General features: G+C 65.0%; 22 protein-coding genes. 11 read left to right on the forward strand and 11 right to left on the reverse strand.

All coding sequences use genetic code 11. The features are described from left to right. Positions 1–280: 280 nt before the first annotated feature. Positions 281–2,710, reverse strand: coding sequence for a DUF3772 domain-containing protein (locus AC5P8J_RS19880; protein ID WP_188249684.1), 2,430 nt, complete (start codon positions 2,708–2,710; stop codon positions 281–283). A gap of 87 nt (positions 2,711–2,797) precedes the next feature. Next, positions 2,798–3,046, reverse strand: a complete 249-nt coding sequence (locus AC5P8J_RS19885; RefSeq protein ID WP_021201923.1) for a hypothetical protein — start codon at positions 3,044–3,046, stop codon at positions 2,798–2,800. Between the two features lie 182 nt (positions 3,047–3,228). On the opposite strand from AC5P8J_RS19885, the gene AC5P8J_RS19890 reads away from it, so the two are divergent. The 3 genes from AC5P8J_RS19890 to AC5P8J_RS19900 all read left to right on the forward strand — a co-directional run bounded on the left by AC5P8J_RS19890 (position 3,229) and on the right by AC5P8J_RS19900 (position 5,553). After that, a complete protein-coding gene (locus AC5P8J_RS19890; RefSeq protein ID WP_188249685.1) occupies positions 3,229–3,723 on the forward strand; it encodes a lipocalin family protein in 495 nt (164 codons plus the stop codon). A 12-nt stretch (positions 3,724–3,735) separates the two neighbouring features. Beyond that, the gene (locus AC5P8J_RS19895; protein WP_021201925.1) at positions 3,736–4,944 is read left to right on the forward strand and encodes an NAD(P)/FAD-dependent oxidoreductase; all 1,209 of its coding nucleotides are present in this window, start codon (positions 3,736–3,738) and stop codon (positions 4,942–4,944) included. A gap of 126 nt (positions 4,945–5,070) precedes the next feature. After that, on the forward strand, positions 5,071–5,553 hold the full coding sequence (locus AC5P8J_RS19900) for a hypothetical protein (RefSeq protein WP_019661543.1): 483 nt from the start codon (positions 5,071–5,073) through the stop codon (positions 5,551–5,553). 83 nt (positions 5,554–5,636) lie between these two features. On the opposite strand, the gene AC5P8J_RS19905 is transcribed toward AC5P8J_RS19900, so the two are convergent. Next, positions 5,637–6,071: a PepSY domain-containing protein gene (locus AC5P8J_RS19905; protein ID WP_043401290.1), complete on the reverse strand. Its 435-nt coding sequence runs from the start codon at positions 6,069–6,071 to the stop codon at positions 5,637–5,639. 151 nt (positions 6,072–6,222) lie between these two features. Here AC5P8J_RS19905 and AC5P8J_RS19910 point away from each other — a divergent pair, with 151 nt between their 5' ends. Genes AC5P8J_RS19910 through AC5P8J_RS19920 form a run of 3 tightly spaced genes read left to right on the forward strand, consistent with a single transcriptional unit; the run spans position 6,223 to position 8,488 of the window. Then, on the forward strand, positions 6,223–6,513 hold the full coding sequence (locus AC5P8J_RS19910) for a PepSY domain-containing protein (RefSeq protein ID WP_061480249.1): 291 nt from the start codon (positions 6,223–6,225) through the stop codon (positions 6,511–6,513). After that, the gene (locus AC5P8J_RS19915) at positions 6,513–7,172 is read left to right on the forward strand and encodes a response regulator transcription factor (RefSeq protein ID WP_495217085.1); all 660 of its coding nucleotides are present in this window, start codon (positions 6,513–6,515) and stop codon (positions 7,170–7,172) included. Before AC5P8J_RS19910 ends, AC5P8J_RS19915 begins: the two co-directional genes overlap by 1 nt. Then, positions 7,169–8,488, forward strand: a complete 1,320-nt coding sequence (locus tag AC5P8J_RS19920; RefSeq protein WP_495217087.1) for a sensor histidine kinase — start codon at positions 7,169–7,171, stop codon at positions 8,486–8,488. The genes AC5P8J_RS19915 and AC5P8J_RS19920 overlap by 4 nt, the downstream gene beginning before the upstream one ends. Positions 8,489–8,631: 143 nt before the next feature. Here AC5P8J_RS19920 and AC5P8J_RS19925 read toward each other — a convergent pair whose 3' ends face one another. Both AC5P8J_RS19925 and speA read right to left on the reverse strand, forming a co-directional pair. Next, positions 8,632–8,952 carry a DUF6122 family protein gene (locus AC5P8J_RS19925; RefSeq protein WP_021201930.1) on the reverse strand — a complete coding sequence of 107 codons (321 nt, stop codon included), beginning with the start codon at positions 8,950–8,952 and terminating at the stop codon, positions 8,632–8,634. A 37-nt stretch (positions 8,953–8,989) separates the two neighbouring features. Continuing rightward, the gene (speA, locus tag AC5P8J_RS19930) at positions 8,990–10,879 is read right to left on the reverse strand and encodes an arginine decarboxylase (RefSeq protein WP_111098667.1); all 1,890 of its coding nucleotides are present in this window, start codon (positions 10,877–10,879) and stop codon (positions 8,990–8,992) included. A gap of 191 nt (positions 10,880–11,070) precedes the next feature. Between speA and speE the strand changes: the two genes are divergently transcribed. After that, positions 11,071–11,925 carry a polyamine aminopropyltransferase gene (gene speE, locus AC5P8J_RS19935; protein ID WP_495217088.1) on the forward strand — a complete coding sequence of 285 codons (855 nt, stop codon included), beginning with the start codon at positions 11,071–11,073 and terminating at the stop codon, positions 11,923–11,925. A gap of 122 nt (positions 11,926–12,047) precedes the next feature. Here speE and AC5P8J_RS19940 read toward each other — a convergent pair whose 3' ends face one another. Further along, on the reverse strand, positions 12,048–12,953 hold the full coding sequence (locus tag AC5P8J_RS19940) for an aspartyl/asparaginyl beta-hydroxylase domain-containing protein (RefSeq protein WP_031269191.1): 906 nt from the start codon (positions 12,951–12,953) through the stop codon (positions 12,048–12,050). Between the two features lie 435 nt (positions 12,954–13,388). Here AC5P8J_RS19940 and AC5P8J_RS19945 point away from each other — a divergent pair, with 435 nt between their 5' ends. Beyond that, positions 13,389–14,048, forward strand: a complete 660-nt coding sequence (locus AC5P8J_RS19945; protein ID WP_494540317.1) for an RIO1 family regulatory kinase/ATPase domain-containing protein — start codon at positions 13,389–13,391, stop codon at positions 14,046–14,048. Between the two features lie 125 nt (positions 14,049–14,173). Here the strand turns inward: AC5P8J_RS19945 and AC5P8J_RS19950 are convergent, their stop codons facing one another. Then, positions 14,174–14,512, reverse strand: coding sequence for a P-II family nitrogen regulator (locus AC5P8J_RS19950; protein ID WP_005411374.1), 339 nt, complete (start codon positions 14,510–14,512; stop codon positions 14,174–14,176). Between the two features lie 136 nt (positions 14,513–14,648). Between AC5P8J_RS19950 and ubiK the strand changes: the two genes are divergently transcribed. Next, positions 14,649–14,900, forward strand: a complete 252-nt coding sequence (gene ubiK / locus AC5P8J_RS19955) for a ubiquinone biosynthesis accessory factor UbiK (RefSeq protein ID WP_478405508.1) — start codon at positions 14,649–14,651, stop codon at positions 14,898–14,900. Positions 14,901–15,027: 127 nt separating this feature from the next. Further along, positions 15,028–15,462: an NAD(+)--rifampin ADP-ribosyltransferase gene (gene arr, locus AC5P8J_RS19960; RefSeq protein ID WP_478405509.1), complete on the forward strand. Its 435-nt coding sequence runs from the start codon at positions 15,028–15,030 to the stop codon at positions 15,460–15,462. A 4-nt stretch (positions 15,463–15,466) separates the two neighbouring features. Here arr and AC5P8J_RS19965 read toward each other — a convergent pair whose 3' ends face one another. The 4 genes from AC5P8J_RS19965 to AC5P8J_RS19980 form a co-directional block, all read right to left on the reverse strand. Then, a complete protein-coding gene (locus tag AC5P8J_RS19965) occupies positions 15,467–15,901 on the reverse strand; it encodes a DUF4279 domain-containing protein (RefSeq protein ID WP_478405885.1) in 435 nt (144 codons plus the stop codon). Positions 15,902–16,026: 125 nt separating this feature from the next. Then, positions 16,027–16,788, reverse strand: coding sequence for an abortive infection family protein (locus AC5P8J_RS19970; RefSeq protein ID WP_478405510.1), 762 nt, complete (start codon positions 16,786–16,788; stop codon positions 16,027–16,029). Between the two features lie 6 nt (positions 16,789–16,794). Then, entirely contained in the window at positions 16,795–17,436 is a 642-nt protein-coding gene (locus AC5P8J_RS19975; RefSeq protein WP_495217092.1) for a DUF2026 family protein, read from the reverse strand. Then, positions 17,430–17,954 carry a hypothetical protein gene (locus AC5P8J_RS19980; protein WP_495217090.1) on the reverse strand — a complete coding sequence of 175 codons (525 nt, stop codon included), beginning with the start codon at positions 17,952–17,954 and terminating at the stop codon, positions 17,430–17,432. The genes AC5P8J_RS19975 and AC5P8J_RS19980 overlap by 7 nt, the downstream gene beginning before the upstream one ends. Positions 17,955–18,161: 207 nt before the next feature. Between AC5P8J_RS19980 and AC5P8J_RS19985 the strand changes: the two genes are divergently transcribed. Continuing rightward, on the forward strand, positions 18,162–18,455 hold the full coding sequence (locus AC5P8J_RS19985; RefSeq protein ID WP_242890380.1) for a transposase: 294 nt from the start codon (positions 18,162–18,164) through the stop codon (positions 18,453–18,455). Positions 18,456–18,498: the final 43 nt, after the last annotated feature.

Here is an 18,498-nt window from a genome sequence, read left to right on the forward strand (position 1 = left end):
AAAATGGGGTCAGATCCGTTTTCCTACGGAAAACGGATCTGACCCCAATAGTATTTCCAACAGATCGCGGAAAACTGTCGAAGGCGGGGTGGGTCCGGTTGCGGGGGCGTGAGCCGCATGGATGCGGCGACCGAGCTTACATGGACGTACTTGCAGCGTCCCCCGCAACCGGACCCACCCCGCCATCCCTCAGGAAACCAGCCTTTGCTGTTGCTGTTGAAGTTGCCGGCCAGCGGCCGGCACTACCGCGGGTGCAGGGCGCAGCCCTGCAGAACACCCCCTACTCCTGCGGGTCGCGGGTGATGTGGATGTCGGTCGGGGTCGACAGCGGGATGTTCCGCTCCGCCAGGATCTGCAGCAGGCTGAAGTACAGATCGCTGCGGGTTGCATACACCTGCCGCGGGCTGGCCACGTACGCGAAACTGTTGATGGTGATCTGGCCACCGGCAATGCTGTCGATGTAAACCGTCGGTGCCGGCTGCTGCAACACGTTGGCGTGCGCGGTATACGCATCCAGCAGCGCCTGCCGCAGGTTGCCGACATCAGTGCTGGGCGGCACCGCGAACTGGATCTGGATGCGGCCCTGGTTGTTGCCCATCGTCATGTTGCGCACGGTCTTGGTGACCAGCTCGGAGTTGGGAACGATCAACGTCGACTTGTCGCCCACCTGAATCTCGGTCGATCGCAGGCTGATGCGGCGGATGTCGCCCTCCTGGTCACCCAGCTTCACCCAGTCGCCGATCTTCACCGGCCGCTCGGCCAGCAGGATCAGGCCGGAGACGAAGTTCTGGGTGATCACCTGCAGGCCGAAACCGATACCCACCGACAGCGCGCTGACCAGCAATGCCAGCTTGCTCAGCTGCAGGCCCATCGCCGACAGCGCCCAGATCACCGCGATGATGATGCCCACATAGCGGGCTACCGTACTGACCGAATTGCGTGCGCCCAGGTCCAGTTCGGTCTTGGGCAGATAGGTGTCGGTCAGCCAGCGCTGTACCAGCTGGGTAACGGCCAGGCCAGCCAGCAGCACCAGCACCGCCAGCACGATGCGCACCGGCTCCAGCTTGGTTCCGCCAATGTCGAATCCAGAGGTGAACAGCGAGGAGAAGCGCTCCACCACCGCGCCGATGTTGCCGAACGGTGCCACCAGCGCCAGCAGCGCGATCAGTACGACGATGGTGCGCAACGCCGCCGACAGCAGCACGCCCGCCTGTTCCAGCCGCGATACGCTCAGGCCGGTGCTGAGCAGGATGGTCTGGCCGACCTTGCTGTCGGCGTTTAGCATCCAGGTGCTCAGGTCATCGACGAACTTGAACAGCAGGGTCGCCGCCAGCACCACGATGCTGCCGCCAATCAGCTGCTGGTTCACGAACTTGGCGAAATTCAGGTAGCCCATCAACGTCGCGGCGATGGCGGCCACCACCGCGACGTTGCCCGCTACGCGTGCCAGTACCAGCCAGCTGCTGCGGCGCACCGGCGTTGCCGCACCCACGCCATCGGCCTGTGCCTCCAGCTTGGCCTCGGCCTCGGCGGTCTGCCGCCGATGCAGGCGCGCCAGGGTCACCAGCATGGCCATGATCAGGCCGAGGTAGGTCAGGGCAATCAGGCCGTCCAACGCCACCGTGGTGACGTCGCTGGTGCGCGTAGCCTGGTCGAGGGCCACCAGCACCGTGCTCAGCCAGGCCAGCGCCGCCGCGCCCCAGGCGTATTTGCGCAGCTTCAGCGCGGCGGTGTCGTCCAGGTTCAACAGCCGCCATGACGGGCGCTTGGGCACCAGCAGGCAGGCGCTGAGCGCGGCAATGAAGGCGGCGCGGAACGTGGCCGTCTCCAGGCCGTCGGCCACCACCTGCAGGCGCGGCGCGATGGCATCGATGGCATCCAGCGCCGCCATCAGTACCACCACGGCATAACCGGGCAGCAGCGTGCCCACCAGCAGCAGCCACATCGCCAGTCCGGATCGACGCAGGCGACCGTCCGGCGCGCGCTTGGACGCGGCGAACTGCCGCCCCAGCCTACGCAGCCACAACCGCAGCGGGAACATCATCACCAGCGCGGCCAGCAGGCCCAGCAGCGGCGTACCCCAGCCATTGGTGCGGATGCCGGCGACCAGCGCGTCACGCCCCTGCTCGGCCAACGGCGCAACGCGCGCGATATCGATCGGCAGGCGCTCGGCCACCTTGCTCCACAACGCAGGCGACAGCGGCGAGGCGACCTTCTGGCCCAGTTCTTCCGTACGTTGTGCGGTGCGCTGCTGCTCGATGTCCGCCGCCAGCTGCTGTGCACGCACGGCACTGGCCTTGGCCTGCGCCACCGATGCGGCCAGCCCATCGCGCTGCTTGTTGAGGGTGCGCCGTTGCGCCGCCAGTTCGGGCGGCTCGGTGGCGCCCTCGGCAGGCGTGCCCAACTGCGCCAGCTGTTCGTCGAGGCGGTCCAGCTGCGGCTGCAGCGACTTCTCCAGCGCCTCGGCGTCACGCCGGGCCTTCGAAGCATCCTCGGACAGCATGGCCAATGTTTCGATGGCCGCGGCATCACCACGCTTGCGGTCGACTTCCTTCAGCTTCGCATCGATATCCGCCAGCTGCTGCTTCGGCGTGGGGTCCTCATCCTGTGCCAGCACCGGTGCGGACAGCAGGAAGGCAGTGCACAGCAGCAGGGCCAGCCAGGGCCCCCGTGCACGGATCGATCGCAGGAAAGAAGACACGCCAGACATACCAGTTCGCGCGGACCACCGCGCCTGCGCGCGACTATACGGCACAGGCGGTCAACAGCGGATGGGCGGCCCCGTCAGCGTCGCGCGTCAGTACTTCAGGCGCAACTCTTCCACCGTCGGCTGTTGCAGGGCATACCAGTCCTGGAACTCTTCCTCGGTAATCTCATCGGGCGCATACACCGCCACCGGGTACCAGTCGTGGTCGGTCGGCAGCGGCTGGCGCGGGCCGGCACGCAGGCTGTAGCTGACGCCCTCGTAGTCGACCAGGTCATCGACCTGCGGCCACTGTTCGCGTGCGAACGCGGATTCACTCTTCAACAGGATCACCTGGTACATCGGCACCTCCACTTCGGTTGGATCAGGAAAACACGGCGCTGGCGGCAGCATACCGCCGCACCGGCGACAACGGGCACGCCGCAGCGGCGACGGAACGTTCTGGACACGGCCATCGCCCCGGCTTCACCCGCCCATGGCGAGCCCATCGGCATCGTGGAGACCCACCCCTGCCACCACTGCCGATGACCGACCACCCACCGCTGAAGACCGTCGCCGACCTCAAGCTGCCCCGTTACCTGGGCACCTGGTACGAGATCGCCCGTCTGCCGATGCGCCACGAGCCGGAAGGCTGCACCGACGTGTCGGCGCACTACACCCTGCTCGACAACGGCAACGTCGGTGTCACCAACCGCTGCCGCATGGACGGCGAGATCGAAGAGGCCACCGGCGAGGCCTGCGCGATCGACAACGACAGCGCGCGCCTGGAGGTCAGTTTCCTGCCCAAGGGCCTGCGCTGGCTGCCGTTCGCCAAGGGCGACTACTGGGTGATCCAGATCGCCCCGGACTACAGCGTTTCGCTGGTGGGCAGCCCGGATCGCAAGTACCTGTGGCTGCTGGCACGCGAGCCGCAGCTGGACGCCACCGTGCAGGAACATTATCTGGCCGCAGCGCGCCTGCAGGGCTTCGATCTGTCCGAACTGATCCAGACCCCGCATACCGGCCACCCGACCGCCTGAGCAGCACACTCCATGGACCTGAAAAGTGGCTACCCGTGGTGGGCCATACGCAACGGACTGATCCAGGCGTTCCCGCCGCTGGAAAAGGACCTGCGCTGCGACGTGCTGGTGGTCGGTGGCGGCATCACCGGTTCACTCATCGCCGACGAGCTGTCCCGGCATGGCCATGACGTGGCCTTGATCGAGCAGCGCGACATCGGCTGGGGCAGCACGGCCGCGAGCACCGCGCTGCTGCAGTACGAGATCGACACCCACCTGCTGGAGCTGGCCCAGCGCTATGGCAACGATGCGGCCGCCCTGGCCTACCGTGCCTGTGCCGATGCGATCCCGGCATTGGGCGAGGTGGCACGTGGGCTGAAGGACGTGGATTTCCGGCAGATGGACAGCCTGTATCTGGCCAGCCGGCGGCGCGACGTGCCGCGCTTGATGGCCGAAGGTGCTGCGCGCCGCGGCATTGGACTGGACGCCCGCTGGCTGGACCGCGAAGCCCTTCGCGAACGCTTCGACGTGGACGCCGGTGGCGCCCTGCTGACCCGCCAGGCGGCCCGGGTTGACCCCTACTGCCTTACCTACGGCCTGCTCAAACGGGTGCGCCGGCGCGGTGGCCATGTGCACGACCGCACGGTGCTGCACACGCTCAAGCCCGGCGCGCAAGGCGTAACCGCAATGACCGAGGCCGGCGCCACTGTCCGCGCCCGCCATGTGGTCCTGGCGATGGGCTACGCCAGCCAGCGCTGGCTCGAGCAGCGGGTCGCACGCAACCGCAGCAGCTATGCCTTCATCACTGATCCCATCGATGCGGGCGCGCTCGGCCGGCTGCGCAACACCATGGTGTGGGAGAGCGCACGCCCGTACCTGTACCTGCGCGCCACCGGCGACCGCCGCCTGCTGGTGGGCGGGCTGGATGACGCCATCGACATTCCGGCTCGCCGCGACCGGCGCGTGCAGCACAAGGCCGACAAGCTGATGGATCAGCTGCTGCACTGGTTCCCGCGGCTGGACCCGGTGCCGGCGTTCTCCTGGGGCGGCACCTTCGCTGAAACCGCCGACGGCCTGCCGTTCTTTGGCCCGCACGACCAGTGGGGGCCGCGGGTGCATTTCGCCATGGCCTACGGCGGCAACGGCATCACCTATTCGATGATCGGCGCGCAGCTGCTGCGGGCCCGGATCGAGCGGCGCAGGCATGCGCTGGAGGGATTGTTCGGATTCGGGCGGTTGTGACCTGCGGCCAGGCACGGCCTGGCTCTACCCCAATCCGGTGCCGACAGGCATCATTCAAGCAACCCCTGCTAGCGTCGGCCTGTACCGCCGCGTGTTGCGTGGCCACCTGTCCGCTGGAGCGCCGTCATGATCCGCCCCCTGACCCTGCTGCTGTGCCTGGCCCTGCCGGGAACCGTGCTGGCCCAGTCCGCCGCTGGCGCCACTGCGCCGCAGGCCGCTGGCCTGGACCTGACGCTGCCGCAGGCGCCAATGCGCTACCTCAACGACCCGGCCCTGCAGCAGGACCCGCCCGGCACCTATTACGGTGACAAGAGCGGCCCGCGCGTGCACGACGACGCGAAGATCGCCGACGTCACCGACGACAAGGTCAAGGTGTCCGGCAGCTTCACCACCGGTATCGGCTATTCGAAGAACGGTGGCAACAGCCACTACAACGCGGCCACGCTGAACCTGAGCAAGAACTACACCACCGATGAGGGCAAGACCCACGGGGTCAACGTCAACATCCACGTGAGCGAAGGCAAGGGACCGGGGTTCTTCGGTCCGTATGGCGGCTACTACGGCCGCGGCCCGGGCTATTGGGACTACCCGCCGCCGTACGGCTGGTAAGCCAGCTCCTGTAGAGCCGAGCCCATGCTCGGCTACGGTTGGCCGCAAAGCCGAGCATGGGCTCGGCTCTACATGGGCAAACGTCAATCCAGCCAGCCATCGCGCTCGCTGTGCAGGATGCGGCCGTCATAACCGCTCAGGCGCACGTCCACCTTCTGGTTGCGTGCATTGCGGGCCTCCAGCGACCAGGTCGCACCATCGCGTTCCAGCGAATGGATCTCGCGCAGGCCATGCGCCTGTGCCCGTGCCAGCACCTGCTCGGTGGTCAGCAGCGCGCGGCCGCTGTGCTCGTCGAAGATCTCGCCGGTCTTCGGGTCCACATAGACCTCGCTGAAGCGGCCATCAGCGCGGCTCACGTCGGCCTCCCACAGGCCGTCATCGCGCTCGATCTCGTGGATCTGGGTGTAGCCGGCCTTGCGCAGGGTCTGTTCAACCTGGGCCATGCCCAGCGGCGCGGCCTGTACGGCCGGCGCGACGGTCAGCAGGGCAACAGTGGCGAGGGTGAGCGACTTCAACATGGGGGTTCTCCTGTTCGTGTTCGTGGCCGGACCATCCCGGCAACGCCACAATGCACCCCGTGGTTAACAGCGCCTTAGCCGGCACTGTTAGCCAGCTGTTAGTCACCCCCGGCACACTCACGCCTGTTCCTACAGCCCTCCCTGCGCCCCGATGCTCTCCACCCTGCCCCTGCTGCTGGCCCTGGCCAACGCCCCGACCGCCGCCGCGCCCGTCCAGGACCCGGCGCAGCAGGTCGCGCGTCGCGCCGTGCAGCAGGGCCGCTACGTGCCGCTGGAAAGCGTGGTGCGCGATGCGCTCAAGCGCTACCCGGGCCAGCTGCTGGAAGTGGAGCTGGATGACGGCGTCTACGAAGTGGAGATCCTGCGCGGCGACGGCGTGGTGGTGGAGCTGGACTATGATGCGCGCAGCGGAAAGCTGCTGAAGACGGAGCTCGACGACTGATGCGCATCCTGTTGGCCGAAGACGATGCCGCACTGGCACAGCGCCTGGTGCCCCTGCTGGAACAGGCCGGCTATGTGGTGGAGTTGGTTGCCGATGGTCGCCAGGCCGAGGAGATCGGCCAGATCGAAGACCTGCAGGCGGCCATCGTTGACCTGGGCCTGCCCGGGCTGGACGGACTGAGCGTGATCGAGCGCTGGCGCGGCAATGGCCGCAGCTTTCCGGTGCTGGTGCTGACCGCACGCGGGCGCTGGCACGACAAGCTGGCCGGCTTCGATGCCGGTGCCGACGACTACCTGACCAAACCGTTCCAGGCCGACGAACTGGTGCTGCGCCTGCGCGCCCTGATCCGCCGCAGCCATGGCCATGCCAGCCCACGCCTGCACTGCGGGCCGCTGCAGCTGGACGTCAACGCCGGCCGCTTCGAACTGCACGGACAGCCGCTGGCGCTGAGCCCGCAGGAGTTCCGCCTGCTGAGTTACTTCATCCACCACAGCGGCCAGGTGATCGGCCGTGATCGCCTGGGCGAGCAGGTGTTCGAAGGCGGCCACGACCCGGACTCCAACGCGCTGGATGTGCTGCTCGGGCGCGTGCGCCGCAAGCTCGACACCGAACTGATCCAGACCGTGCGCGGCCAGGGCTGGCGGCTGGCGGCGCCGTGACGCGGCAGCCCTCGCTGCGGCGGCGGCTGCTGCTGGCTGGCGGCGTCGGCCTGCTGCTGGTTTCGCTGCTGGCCAGCGCGCTGCTGGGCGAACTGTTCAAGCGCAGCGCGCGCGACCGCCTCGATCACGAACTGCAGCAGGACATGCTGACGCTGGTCGCGCAGATGGAAGTTGCTTCCGACGGCCAGCTGCAGCTGCGCCAGGAACCCAACGACGCGCGTTTCCAGCGCGTGTTCTCCGGTGCCTACTGGCAGATAGCCGGTGCCGATGGCCGCGTTCTGCTGCAGTCGCGCTCGCTGTGGGATGAAACGCTGGCGGCCGCGGCCGCCGGCCCGGCCACGCGCAACCTGGCCGGGCCGCTGCAGCAATCCTTGCGCGCACGTGTGCAGCAGGTGCGCCTGCCACGTGCCAGTGAACCGTTCGTGGCCGTGGTCGCCACCGACCGCAGCGCGCTGGATGCCGACGTTGCCGCATTCCGGCAGCGCACCGCCATCGCGTTGGGTGTACTGGTCGCAGCGTGGCTGGCGGTGCTGGCCAGCCAGGTTCACTTCGGCCTGCGTCCGCTGCACCGCCTCGGTGCACAGCTGGAACGGGTACGTCGCGGCGATGCGCAGCGCATCGACACGCAGGGGCTGGGCGCGGAAGTCGCACCACTGGGTGAAGAACTCAACGCGTTGCTGGACCACCAGCAACGCATGGTCGCGCGTGCGCGCACCAGTGCACAGGATCTGGCGCACGCGCTGAAGACTCCACTTAGCGTATTGGCCACCGAGGCCGACGGCGACGGTACGCGCTTGCGTGCCACCGTGCGCGAGCAGAGTGCGCGCATGCAGGCCAGTGTCGACCGTTACCTGGCTGCAGGACTGGCCGCCGACCATCGCCAGCGCAGCGACGTTGCGACTGTCGCGCAGGCGCTGTGCCGGTTGATGGCACGCGTGCACGGCGAGCGCGGCATTGCGTTCACGGCGGAAGGCATCGATCCGATGCTGCAGTTCGCCGGTGCCAGTGCGGATCTGGAAGAGATGCTGGGTAATCTGTTGGACAACGCCGGGCGATGGGCACGGCAGCAAGTCAGCGTCGGCGCTGACATCCATGAAGGGCGGCTGCGCATCGACGTGCGCGATGACGGCCCCGGTCTTGCGGCAGAGGCGCTGGCGCGGGTGGTACAGCGTGGCGTGCGGCTGGATGAGCGCGTGGGCACCAGTGGATTGGGGCTGGCGATCGTGGGCGATATCGCCGCCAGCTACGGCGGGCGGTTGGCGTTGGAGAATTCGCAGCCCGGCCTGCGCGCAACGTTGTGGTTGCCGGTGGGGTGACTCGTCAACGCTGGAACGCCAGGCCGGTAGAGTCGACTGTTAGTCGACTTTCGCGCGCAGCGCGGGATTTCCAGGCACCGCAGCCAAGAGCAGTCGACTAACAGTCGACTCTACCCGCCTTCGCCGGGCATTTCAGTACCCCATCAGCGGTGATGCATCCACCAGCAATCAATCGCGTCCAGCACGATGTGGATGATCAGACCGATGCCGAACAACCGCGTTTTCTTCGGCACGCACAGCCCGGCATAGACCGCGATGGCCGGTGCGGTGTGCAGCGGGTGGAACCCGATGCTGCAGCGGTTTGGTGCATAGATCGGGTCGGCCAGCAGATGGTCCAGGTCGATGATCCAGCCCAGCAGCATCAGCAGCCACGCCGAGGCAAAGCGCTTGCGCCAGAACAGCCATGCCAGCAGGGCTGGCACGGCGGCATGCAGGAACAGGTGGAAGGTCGCGCGCGCGCTCATCGGCAACGGTGGCACCGGGCGGGCCCGGCGCCGTCCATCACACCAGCGGTTCGTCGGACAGGTAGGTATAACCGGTCAGGCCGGCTTCCAGCGCGTCCGACAGTTCCTGCGCGCGTTCCGGCGACAGCTGGGCCTCAGCCACGCGCTGCGCATAGGCCGCACGCAGTTCGTCCAGGCGGTAACCCACGTAGTCCAGCATCACGTCGGTGGTGTCGCCGCGGCGCTGCTGGGTAATGGCATAGCCATCGGCATCGGCCAGCACTTCCACCGCGTCGGTATCGCCGAACAGGTTGTGGATGTCGCCCAGGATTTCCTGGTACGCGCCGACCATGAAGAAGCCGATGCGGTAGCTCTCGCCCGGCTTCATCTTGTGCAGCGGCAGCGAGCTGTCCAGGCTCTCGTTCTCGACATAGGTTTCCACCATGCCGTCCGAGTCGCAGGTCATGTCAGCGATGATGCCGCGGCGGTCCGGGGTCTCGTCCAGGCGCTCGATCGGCACGATCGGGAACACCTGGTCGATCGCCCACACGTCGGGGATCGATTCGAACACGCTGAAGTTGACGAAGTACTTGTCGACCAGGCGCTCGTTCAGTTCGTCCAGCACCGGGCGATGGCTCTTCTCGTCATAGCTCAGGCGCGCACGCACGCCGTGGGCGATGGCGTAGAACAGATCGTCGATGCGCGCACGCTGCGGCAGGTCGATCTGGCCCAGCGCGTAGCTGGCCAGGCCTTCGGCATGGAAATGCTGGGCTTCCTGGAACAGTTCCACCGCCGGGCGCACGTCCAGCTCGTCGTGGATTTCGCGCAGGTGGCGGATCGCCGCCGGTTCGTCGTCGTGCTGGTCCGGCACGCGGCCTTCCTGCGCTTCTTCCACTTCCGAGACGTTGGCGATCAGCACCGCGTGGTGCGCGGTCATCGCACGGCCGCACTCGGTGACGATGCGCGGTGGGGTCAGGCCGAACTCTTCGCAGGCATTGGCCAGCGGCTGCACGATGTTGCTGGCGTAGGAATGCAGGCCGTAGTTGATCGAGCAGAAGCTGCGCGAACGGGTGCCTTCATAGTCCACACCCAGGCCACCGCCCACGTCGACGTGGGTGATCTTCGCACCCAGGCGCGACAGCTCCACGAAGTAGCGGGTGGCTTCACGCATGCCGTTGGCGATGTCGCGCACGTTGGAGATCTGCGAGCCCATGTGGAAGTGCAGCAGGTTCAGGCAATCGGCGTACTCGGTGTCACGCAGCGACTTCCACAGGTCCAGCAGCTGGCGCGGTGACAGGCCGAACTTGGCCTTGTCGCCACCGCTGTTCTGCCACTTGCCGGCGCCCAGCGAGGCCAGGCGCATGCGCACGCCCAGGCCCGGTTTCACGTCCAGCGCCTTGGACTCTTCCAGCACCAGCTTCAGCTCGGACGGCTTCTCGATGACGATGAAGGTCTGCAGGCCCAGCTTGCGGCCGATCAGGGCCAGGCGGATGTACTCGCGGTCCTTGTAGCCGTTGCAGACGATCAGCCCGCCCGGGCGCGACAGCGCCAGCACGGCCATCAGCTCGGGCTTGCTGCCCGCTTCCAGGCCGAAGCCCTCGCCGTGGTGGCTGGCCAGGGTGCCGGCCACGCCGCGGGTCTGGTTGACCTTGATCGGGTACACGGCGGTATAGCCGCCGCTGTACTCCCAGTCCTGCTGGGCCTGGGCGAAGGCCGCCTGCAGCTTGCCCAGCCGCTGGCCGAGGATGTCCGGGAAGCGCACCAGCAGCGGCAGCTTGGCGCCGGCCGCGCGCGCCGCATCGACCACCTTGGGCAGCGACACCACCGGGCCGTCCGCCCCGGTCGGTCTCACCACCATGTGCCCGGCCTGATCCACGTCGAAGTAACCGTCCGCCCAATGCGGGATCGAGTAGGTCTTGCGGGCTTGGTCGAGGGACCAATCGGTCATTTCAGTCGGCCTTGTTGGCAATAAAAGGGGGGGCATGATAACGCCTATGTGCCCACAGGTTCGTTATCATGCGCGCCCGCGCCCGTGACAGGTTCCAACCTGAACGGGCCGATCCGTCCGGATGTGGCATCTGTGCCACGCGGCCCCGCCCGCCAGCCCGGCTCCACCCCTCCGAACAGGACTGTTTTCCAATGACTGACAGCAACAACTGGTACATCGAACACTTCGAGCGCACCGGCTCGGCCATCGGCTACCGCATCACCGGCAAGCTGGACGAGGTGCAGTCGCCGTTCCAGAAGATCGAGATCTTCCAGACCACCGACTGGGGCAACCTGATGACCATCGACGGGGCCATCATGCTGACCAGCAAGGACAACTTCTTCTACCACGAGATGATCAGCCACCCGGTGCTGTTCACCCACGCCGCGCCCAAGCGCGTGGTGATCATCGGTGGCGGCGACTGCGGCACCCTGCGCGAAGTGCTCAAGCACACCGGCGTGGAGAGCGTGACCCAGTGCGATATCGACGAGCAGGTCACCGTGATGGCGCGCAAGCACTTCCCGGAACTGTGCGACTCCAACGACGACGCCCGCGCCGAGCTGCTGTTCGACGACGGCGTGGCCTACATGGCCAACTGCCCGGCCGGCAGCGTGGACGTGGTGATCGTGGACTCGACCGACCCGGTCGGCCCGGGCGAAGGCCTGTTCAACAAGGCCTTCTACGAGAGCTGCTTCAAGGCCCTGAAGGACGACGGCATTCTGGTGCAGCAGTCCGAGTCGCCGCTGATGCAGCTGGAGCTGATCAACGAAATGCGAACCGAGATGGGCAAGGCCGGCTTCGGTTCGTTCAAGACCCTGCCGTTCCCGCAGCCGTGCTACCCCACCGGCTGGTGGAGCGTGACCATGGCGGGCAAGGGCGACAGCAGCTTCGACTTCCGCCAGGCCGACTCGGCCGCCAAGACCTTCAACACGCTGTACTACACCGCCGCGCTGCACACCGGCGTGCTGGTGACCCCGCCTTTCGTACAGGCTGCATTGAAGGGTTGATCCAAACAAAAACCCGCGCTGGCGACAGCGCGGGTTTTTGCTTTCTGTAGAGCCGAGCCATGCTCGGCTGCTCTTCGGACAGGTTGCGATAAATCAAGCCGAGCATAGGCTCGGCTCTACAGTCACAGCGCCCAGATACCCGCAATCACCGCCACCACCAGGCCCCACTTGATGACCTGGTAGGCCACCACGCTGCGCTCGCGCAGTGCCTTGGCCTTCAGGCGCACCTTGTAGACGCTGCCAAATGCCTTGTTGACGCCACCGGTCGGGTCACCCGGCAGGTTCGGCGATGCACCACCGGCCAGCAGCGTGGCCGCCACCGCGCGGTTGAACAGCCCCGGCAGGCCGAAGCGCAGCGGGCGGGCGATGTCGCAGAACAGGATCACGCGGTCCTGCTGCGTCTCGTTGTGTGCATGGTGGATGTAGGTCTCGTCGAACATCATCCACTCGCCGTCGCGCCAGCTCTTCTTGATGCCGTCCACCTCGATGTAGCAGGCATCGTCGTTGGGTGTGCTCAGGCCCAGATGCAGGCGCAGCGAGCCGGCGAACGGGTCGCGGTGCGGGCGCAGCTCGCTGCCCGGCGGCAGCTGCGCGAACATCGCCGCACGCACATCCGGGATCGACTCGATCAGCGCCGTGGTCTTCGGGCACAGCGTCTTCGCCGACGGGTGCGACGGGCCGTACCACTTCAGGTAGAAGCGCTTCCAGCCTCGGCGGAAGAACGAATTGAAGCCGGCATCGTTGAACGTGCTGGAGGCGGCGATCTTCTGCGCGTCGCGCAGCGCCAGCGCCTCGTCGCGGATCATCTGCCAGTTCTGGCGCAGCGGCTCCAGCTGCGGGAACTCCTTGCCCGGGTCCAGGAACGGCGTGGTCGGCACCTTCGAGAACATGTACATGACCACGTTGATCGGGGCCATGAAACTGGAGTGGTCCAGCAGCTGGCGCGACCAGCGCGCGCGGACCTTGCCACGGAAGTGGATGTACAGCACGCAGGCCACGAACAGCGCTGCAATGACGATTTTGATGATCAAAGCACTTTCCTCCAGCCGCGGCCGGAACGGGAAACGGGGCGATGCACGGCCAGGCGGCCAGCACCGGTGGAGAACGCGGCAGGGGACGGGGACGTGCCGGAGGGGGCGGCCGCCGATGTCGCGGATTAACAGCTTATGGTCGGCAGGGCGTGCGCCGGGGTCAAGCCGGACGCGCGTGGCGTTCAGCGGGCCGAGGATGAACGAAGCGGCGCGACACCCAACCTATTGATCCTGAAAGAACCGTCGACCAAGTGAGACAGAATTGTCCGATTCTGCGCGACGAACTGTTCCAGCCACGACCCCGACATTTCTCCGACAAATCGTGGAATAGCGAACTGGCGAGTACTAAAATTAACGAAAACTTAGTAACTCCCTGTAACACCGGTTCGCTTGACGCATTGCGCCACCCACCGGGTCGTCCGAGACCCCGACATGCATTTTCCTGCCCTGCCATCCTCCTCCTGCGGCGATGACGCCGCCTCCCCGCTGCTGCTCAAGCGCGGCGAGCGTTTCCTGGCCCCGGATGTCTACCGCACCTGCCTGGACGGGCGCGAGGCGGTCATCAAGGACTATTCCCGCTACCGCGGCACCCCCGTTTCGCTGATCGCGCGGCTGATGGTGCGCCGTGAAGCCCGCATGCTGCAGCGCCTCGGCGGCTGGAAGCATGCCCCCGCGCTGCTCGGCACCCTCGGTGGCCTGGCACTGGGCATGGAGTTCATCCCGGGCCAGACCCTGAGCACCGCGCAGGCCGTGGGCAATGAAGTGTTCGAGCAGCTGCAGCACGCGCTCAGCCGTTTGCACGCCGCCGGCATCACCCATAACGACCTGCATGGCACCAACGTGGTGGTCAGCGGCGGCGTGCCGGTGCTGCTGGACTTCACCTCCGCCTGGCGCGCCCCGCGCTGGCTGCGCCGCAATCCACTAAGCCGGCAGATGCGCCGCAGCGACATGAAGAACCTGCTGAAGATGCGCCAGCGCGTGACCGGCCAGGCCCCGAGTGCCGCGCAGGCCGCGCTGGTGGCCGACCCGGGCTGGGTCGCCGCCGTGCGCCAGGGCTGGAAGCGGTTCTACAAGTGGGCCAAGCGCCGGTAGGGGTCGAGCTCGCTCGACCGCTTTACCGCTCTTTGTAGAGCCGAGCCCGCGCTCGGCTGCTGTTCCTGCATCGCGCGAAATGCAGCCGAGCATCGGCTCGGCTCTACAACATCCCGCCGAACGGGTTACAACGCGTCCGCGTCCAACTCGCCGGTACGGATACGCACCACGCTGCCCAGGTCGTACACGAACACCTTGCCGTCACCGATCTTGCCGGTGCCGGCGGCCTTCACGATGGCCTCAACCACCGCCTCCACCTGGTCATCGGTCACCGCCACTTCCAGCTTCACCTTCGGCAGGAAATCGACCACATACTCCGCGCCGCGGTACAGCTCGGTATGGCCCTTCTGGCGACCAAAGCCCTTCACTTCCGTCACCGTGATCCCGGTAACCCCACGCTCGGCCAGCGCTTCGCGCACGTCGTCGAGCTTGAACGGCTTGATCACCGCCATGACCATCTTCATCGTCTATCTCCTGTCTTCCGGCGTGGAGGATAGCGCCTGAACGTGGCCGGTGCGAAACAGCCCACGCCTGTGCGGGCGACCGGCCCAGCAGTATCCTTGTGGCCTGCACGGCCCGCCAGCACCACGGAGTACCCCCATGATCGACCTGAACCAACTGGATGACCTTGCCCGACGCTTGAGCGACCTGGTGCCGCCGGGCCTGCGCGAATCGCGCGAGGAACTGCAGGCCACCTTCAAGAGCGCGCTGCAGGCCGGCCTGGCCAAGCTCGACCTGGTCACCCGCGAAGAGTTCGAAGTGCAGCGCGCCGTGCTGCTGAAGACCCGCGAAAAGCTGGATACGCTGGAAACCGCCGTGCGCGAGCTGGAAGGGCGCGGCACCGCAGAATGAAAAAAAAGGAGGCGCACCGCGCCTCCCGTTTACAGAGTATTTCCCGGATGGGGCCTTGCAGCAAGCCCCAGCGGGCGCCCTAGACTCCCGGCCTGTCGATCCGGCAGGACACGCAGGGGCAGTGCCGATGGCGCAGGACACCGAATGGACACCCGTTTCGCATGACACCTGCGACCAGATCGCCGGGCCGTTCTATCACGGCACCCGCGCTGATCTGGCGGTGGGCGGGTTGCTGAGCGCGGGCTTCCGGTCCAACTATCGCGACAGCGTGGTGATGAACCACATCTACTTCACCACCATTGCCAAGGGCGCCGGGCTGGCTGCGGAGATGGCTAGAGGTGAGGGGCGGCCGCGTGTATATGTGGTGGAGCCGACCGGGCCGTTTGAAGACGATCCGAATGTGACCAACAAGAAGTCTCCCGGGAACCCGACGCGGTCGTATCGGAGTGCGGAGCCGTTGCGGGTTGTGGGGGAGATTGTGGAGTGGGAGCTGTACGACGCGGAGTTCGTTCGGCAGTTGAGGGAATTTGTTGCTTCGGGGAGTGGGGAGATCATCAATTGATGACCTACTGGCGTTGGGCGTTGCCCACCTCTTCCTCGGCATCGTAGATGTCCAGCCCGAGCTCAATGCCGCGCTGCCCCAAGGCAAGCAGGACGCGGGGCGAAAGTGAGACACCATCGTTGCTGCTGCCCATGAAGAGACCACAGAACAGGTCAGGCCGGAACCGTGCCAATGACTGCCATACGGCGAGATCGCCGGTAAGTTGATCGAGGATTTCGAAGATCTGCGCTTCCAGATCTTCAGGCTCACGAGGCTCCGCATCAAGTCGCCAGCTGCCGGCCCTGGCGATACGCACGGTGCCTGATTGGTTGCCTCTGAGTTCCTGGCCCTTGTGATGCGATGCGGTTGGAGTCGCCCCGAGCAAGGCACTGACTTCTTCGGGCAGGAGGTCGTCCCCGAAGAATCGGAGGGTTACCAGGGAATGATCGAATGCTGGCATGGGAATCCAGTTGCCTTTCGGAATCTCTTCCAATCCACACGCCTCATCGACGCAAGGTCAGCTATCGGCCAGAAGCAGTCCTTCGCACCTGTACTGCGGCAACTCCCAGTGCGGACGGCTTCGCGTTAGACCTTCGCGTTGAGGTAGTGAAACAAGGTCCGGGTGGCGTTCACCATTAGCATCGCTTCCGCGTCATCCAACAATTTGTCGTTTGGGTGAGCGACCGAGGCGTGATTCCGAATAGTGTTGAGCGCATCGACTACGCTGGAGAATGAGTTCAGCACTCGCACAACATCCTTATCCTGGCTCCCGAGATTCTGGAGCTTGGGGTGACTGGCGCGCAGCAGCTTGAATAGTTGGGTAAGGGATGCTTGGTCATCAAAGATCAGTCCTGCGCGAAGGCACGCGTCCTTCAGGTACCCGTGAAGAGCAGTGTGAAGGCGGTCAATACAACTGACAGGACCGCTCTTTAGCAGAAGGTGATCAGCGTCAGCGAGCGCCCGCTCAACGACTTGGGAAGCACTGATGCTCTCGGCCTGCAACGAGGGTACGTGGGATTCGATCAGCCCAAGCTCATACAGCAACTCCGGCGACTCATTCTCCAAAGCGAGACGAATATCCTTTCGCTTCAGCAACGTCGCGATAGTAGAAGGGTTGTTATTGGCGAAGTATCGGAGCGCCTGAAATACGCAGGCGCCATAGTCGTCGTCCCCAAAGTGGAGGCTTCTGCGCAAGCGTTCATGATTGGTGATGTAGTCATGCTCACCAGTTTCGTATCCAAACTCTTCCCAGTCAGAAATTGTGAACTGACCTAAGATTGCGCGCTGAAGGGCAAGCATCAGCTTGCCGGACAGGCTGGGATCTCGCAGTGCATCGTGGATGTTCATTGCTCGTTACCAAGCCCCTGAAATAACAGGAGCACGCAGAGTCAGCTTGTAGATCTTGCCAAAGTCGTTTATCAGGCTAAGTTCATCCAATTTCTTTGGATACTTTTTGAACCAACGATCAACTGCGTTCAGAAGATCCACGTTCGCAGATCGATCAAAGAGCCAATCGATGAGTTCAGAGGTCGGCTCAACGTCGGGTATCGCGAAGTAGTCGCCGGGCACGCGCAGCTGCTCGATGGATTCCGCTTCCGTAGACAATGGGCGCTGAAACATCTTGCGCGGCACAGTTCCCGGATACCCCTTGCCCTTTACCGCCTCGTTGAAGATCGGTGCCATGAAGTCAATTACGTGTGTTTCGTTCTGAACCCACATATGGACCCCCTCCCGATCAGATGTGACCATGCCATCGTCGTTCTTCGCAATGCTGATGACCGGAGGCGCAGGATCAGTGCACAGCAGGGATGCATCAGCTACTGCGCGAGCAGAAATCCTGTAGTGTTTGTTGAGCATCAGCGCCCCAGCGGCAGCAAAAAACATGCACGCAAAAGGCGTGTTGGCCCGGCCTTCAAGCACCGAATGGATGACTTCATAGATGCGCCGATACTCAGGTAGCGTGAGTTGAAGCTTTGCCGCGCCAGCTACTAACAGTCCACGCCGCTTTGGTTGCGACGTTCTTGCTGGGCCAACCCTTCCGGCTCCTCATAGCGCCCATGAATCCCAAGGAACGAGCCTTTGGGGTGGTATTTGCCGTCTGCGCCGAGAAAGGCTCCTGGCAAGTGATACTTGCCGTCCGTTCCGAGGAAAGAGCCGGCGAAATGATACCTACCGTCGGAGCCCAAGAAGCAGCCCTTCGGATGGTACTTCCCATCTTGGCCTAGGAAGGCCCCTTGCTCGTGATATCCGCCATCTCGACCAGCGAATGATCCAGCGGGATGGTATTTGCCGTCCTGCCCGATGAACTGCCCCTTTGGGTGGTACTTGCCGTCAGCCCCGATGAACTCACCTTTGCGGTGGTACTTGCCGTCAGCGCCTAGAAACGATCCGGCAGGATGGTACCTGCCATCAGTCCCGAGAAAGGAACCCTTCGGGTGGTACCTACCATCCACGCCCAAGAACGATCCTTCCGTATGGTATTGCCCATCCACCCCCAGAAACTTGCTTGCCACAGTAGCCTCCTTGTTTTCATGACGTTGACTCAGCAAGTTGACCAATCCTCCATCTCAACCGCTGAGAAAGCCTAGTTACTCGGTGCCCTCACCTGCTGCCAAGCAACCATGAGGGTGCGCTTGGCAGGAATCAATGGGGTCCTTTGATCTGGCCGCCCGTCAGCGGACGCCAAGAAGCGATACTTTGATCGCACTTGGAGGTCCCTTATGTCCCGTATCACCCGTCGTAGCTACACCGATGAGTTCAAGCACCAAGCCGTGGAGTTGGCCGAGTCGCTCGGGCCTGCCGCAGCGGCCCGTCAGTTGGAGATGTCGGTCAAGACGCTGGCAAATTGGCTTGACGCGGTCCGTGCTGGCCGGTCGTTGACCTCTGAGGCTCGCAGGCCAGCCACCGACCTGGAATGCGAGATCAGCCGCCTTCGGGCCGAGAACGCCAATCTGAAGATGGAGCGGGAAATCCTAAAAAAAGCGGCGGCGTTCTTTGCCAGAGAGTCCAAGTGAGGTACGCCTTCGTCGCCAGTCAAAGGACTCACTACCCGACCAG

It is taken from the genome of Stenotrophomonas sp. YJH_SMC_37 (genome assembly GCF_059370035.1).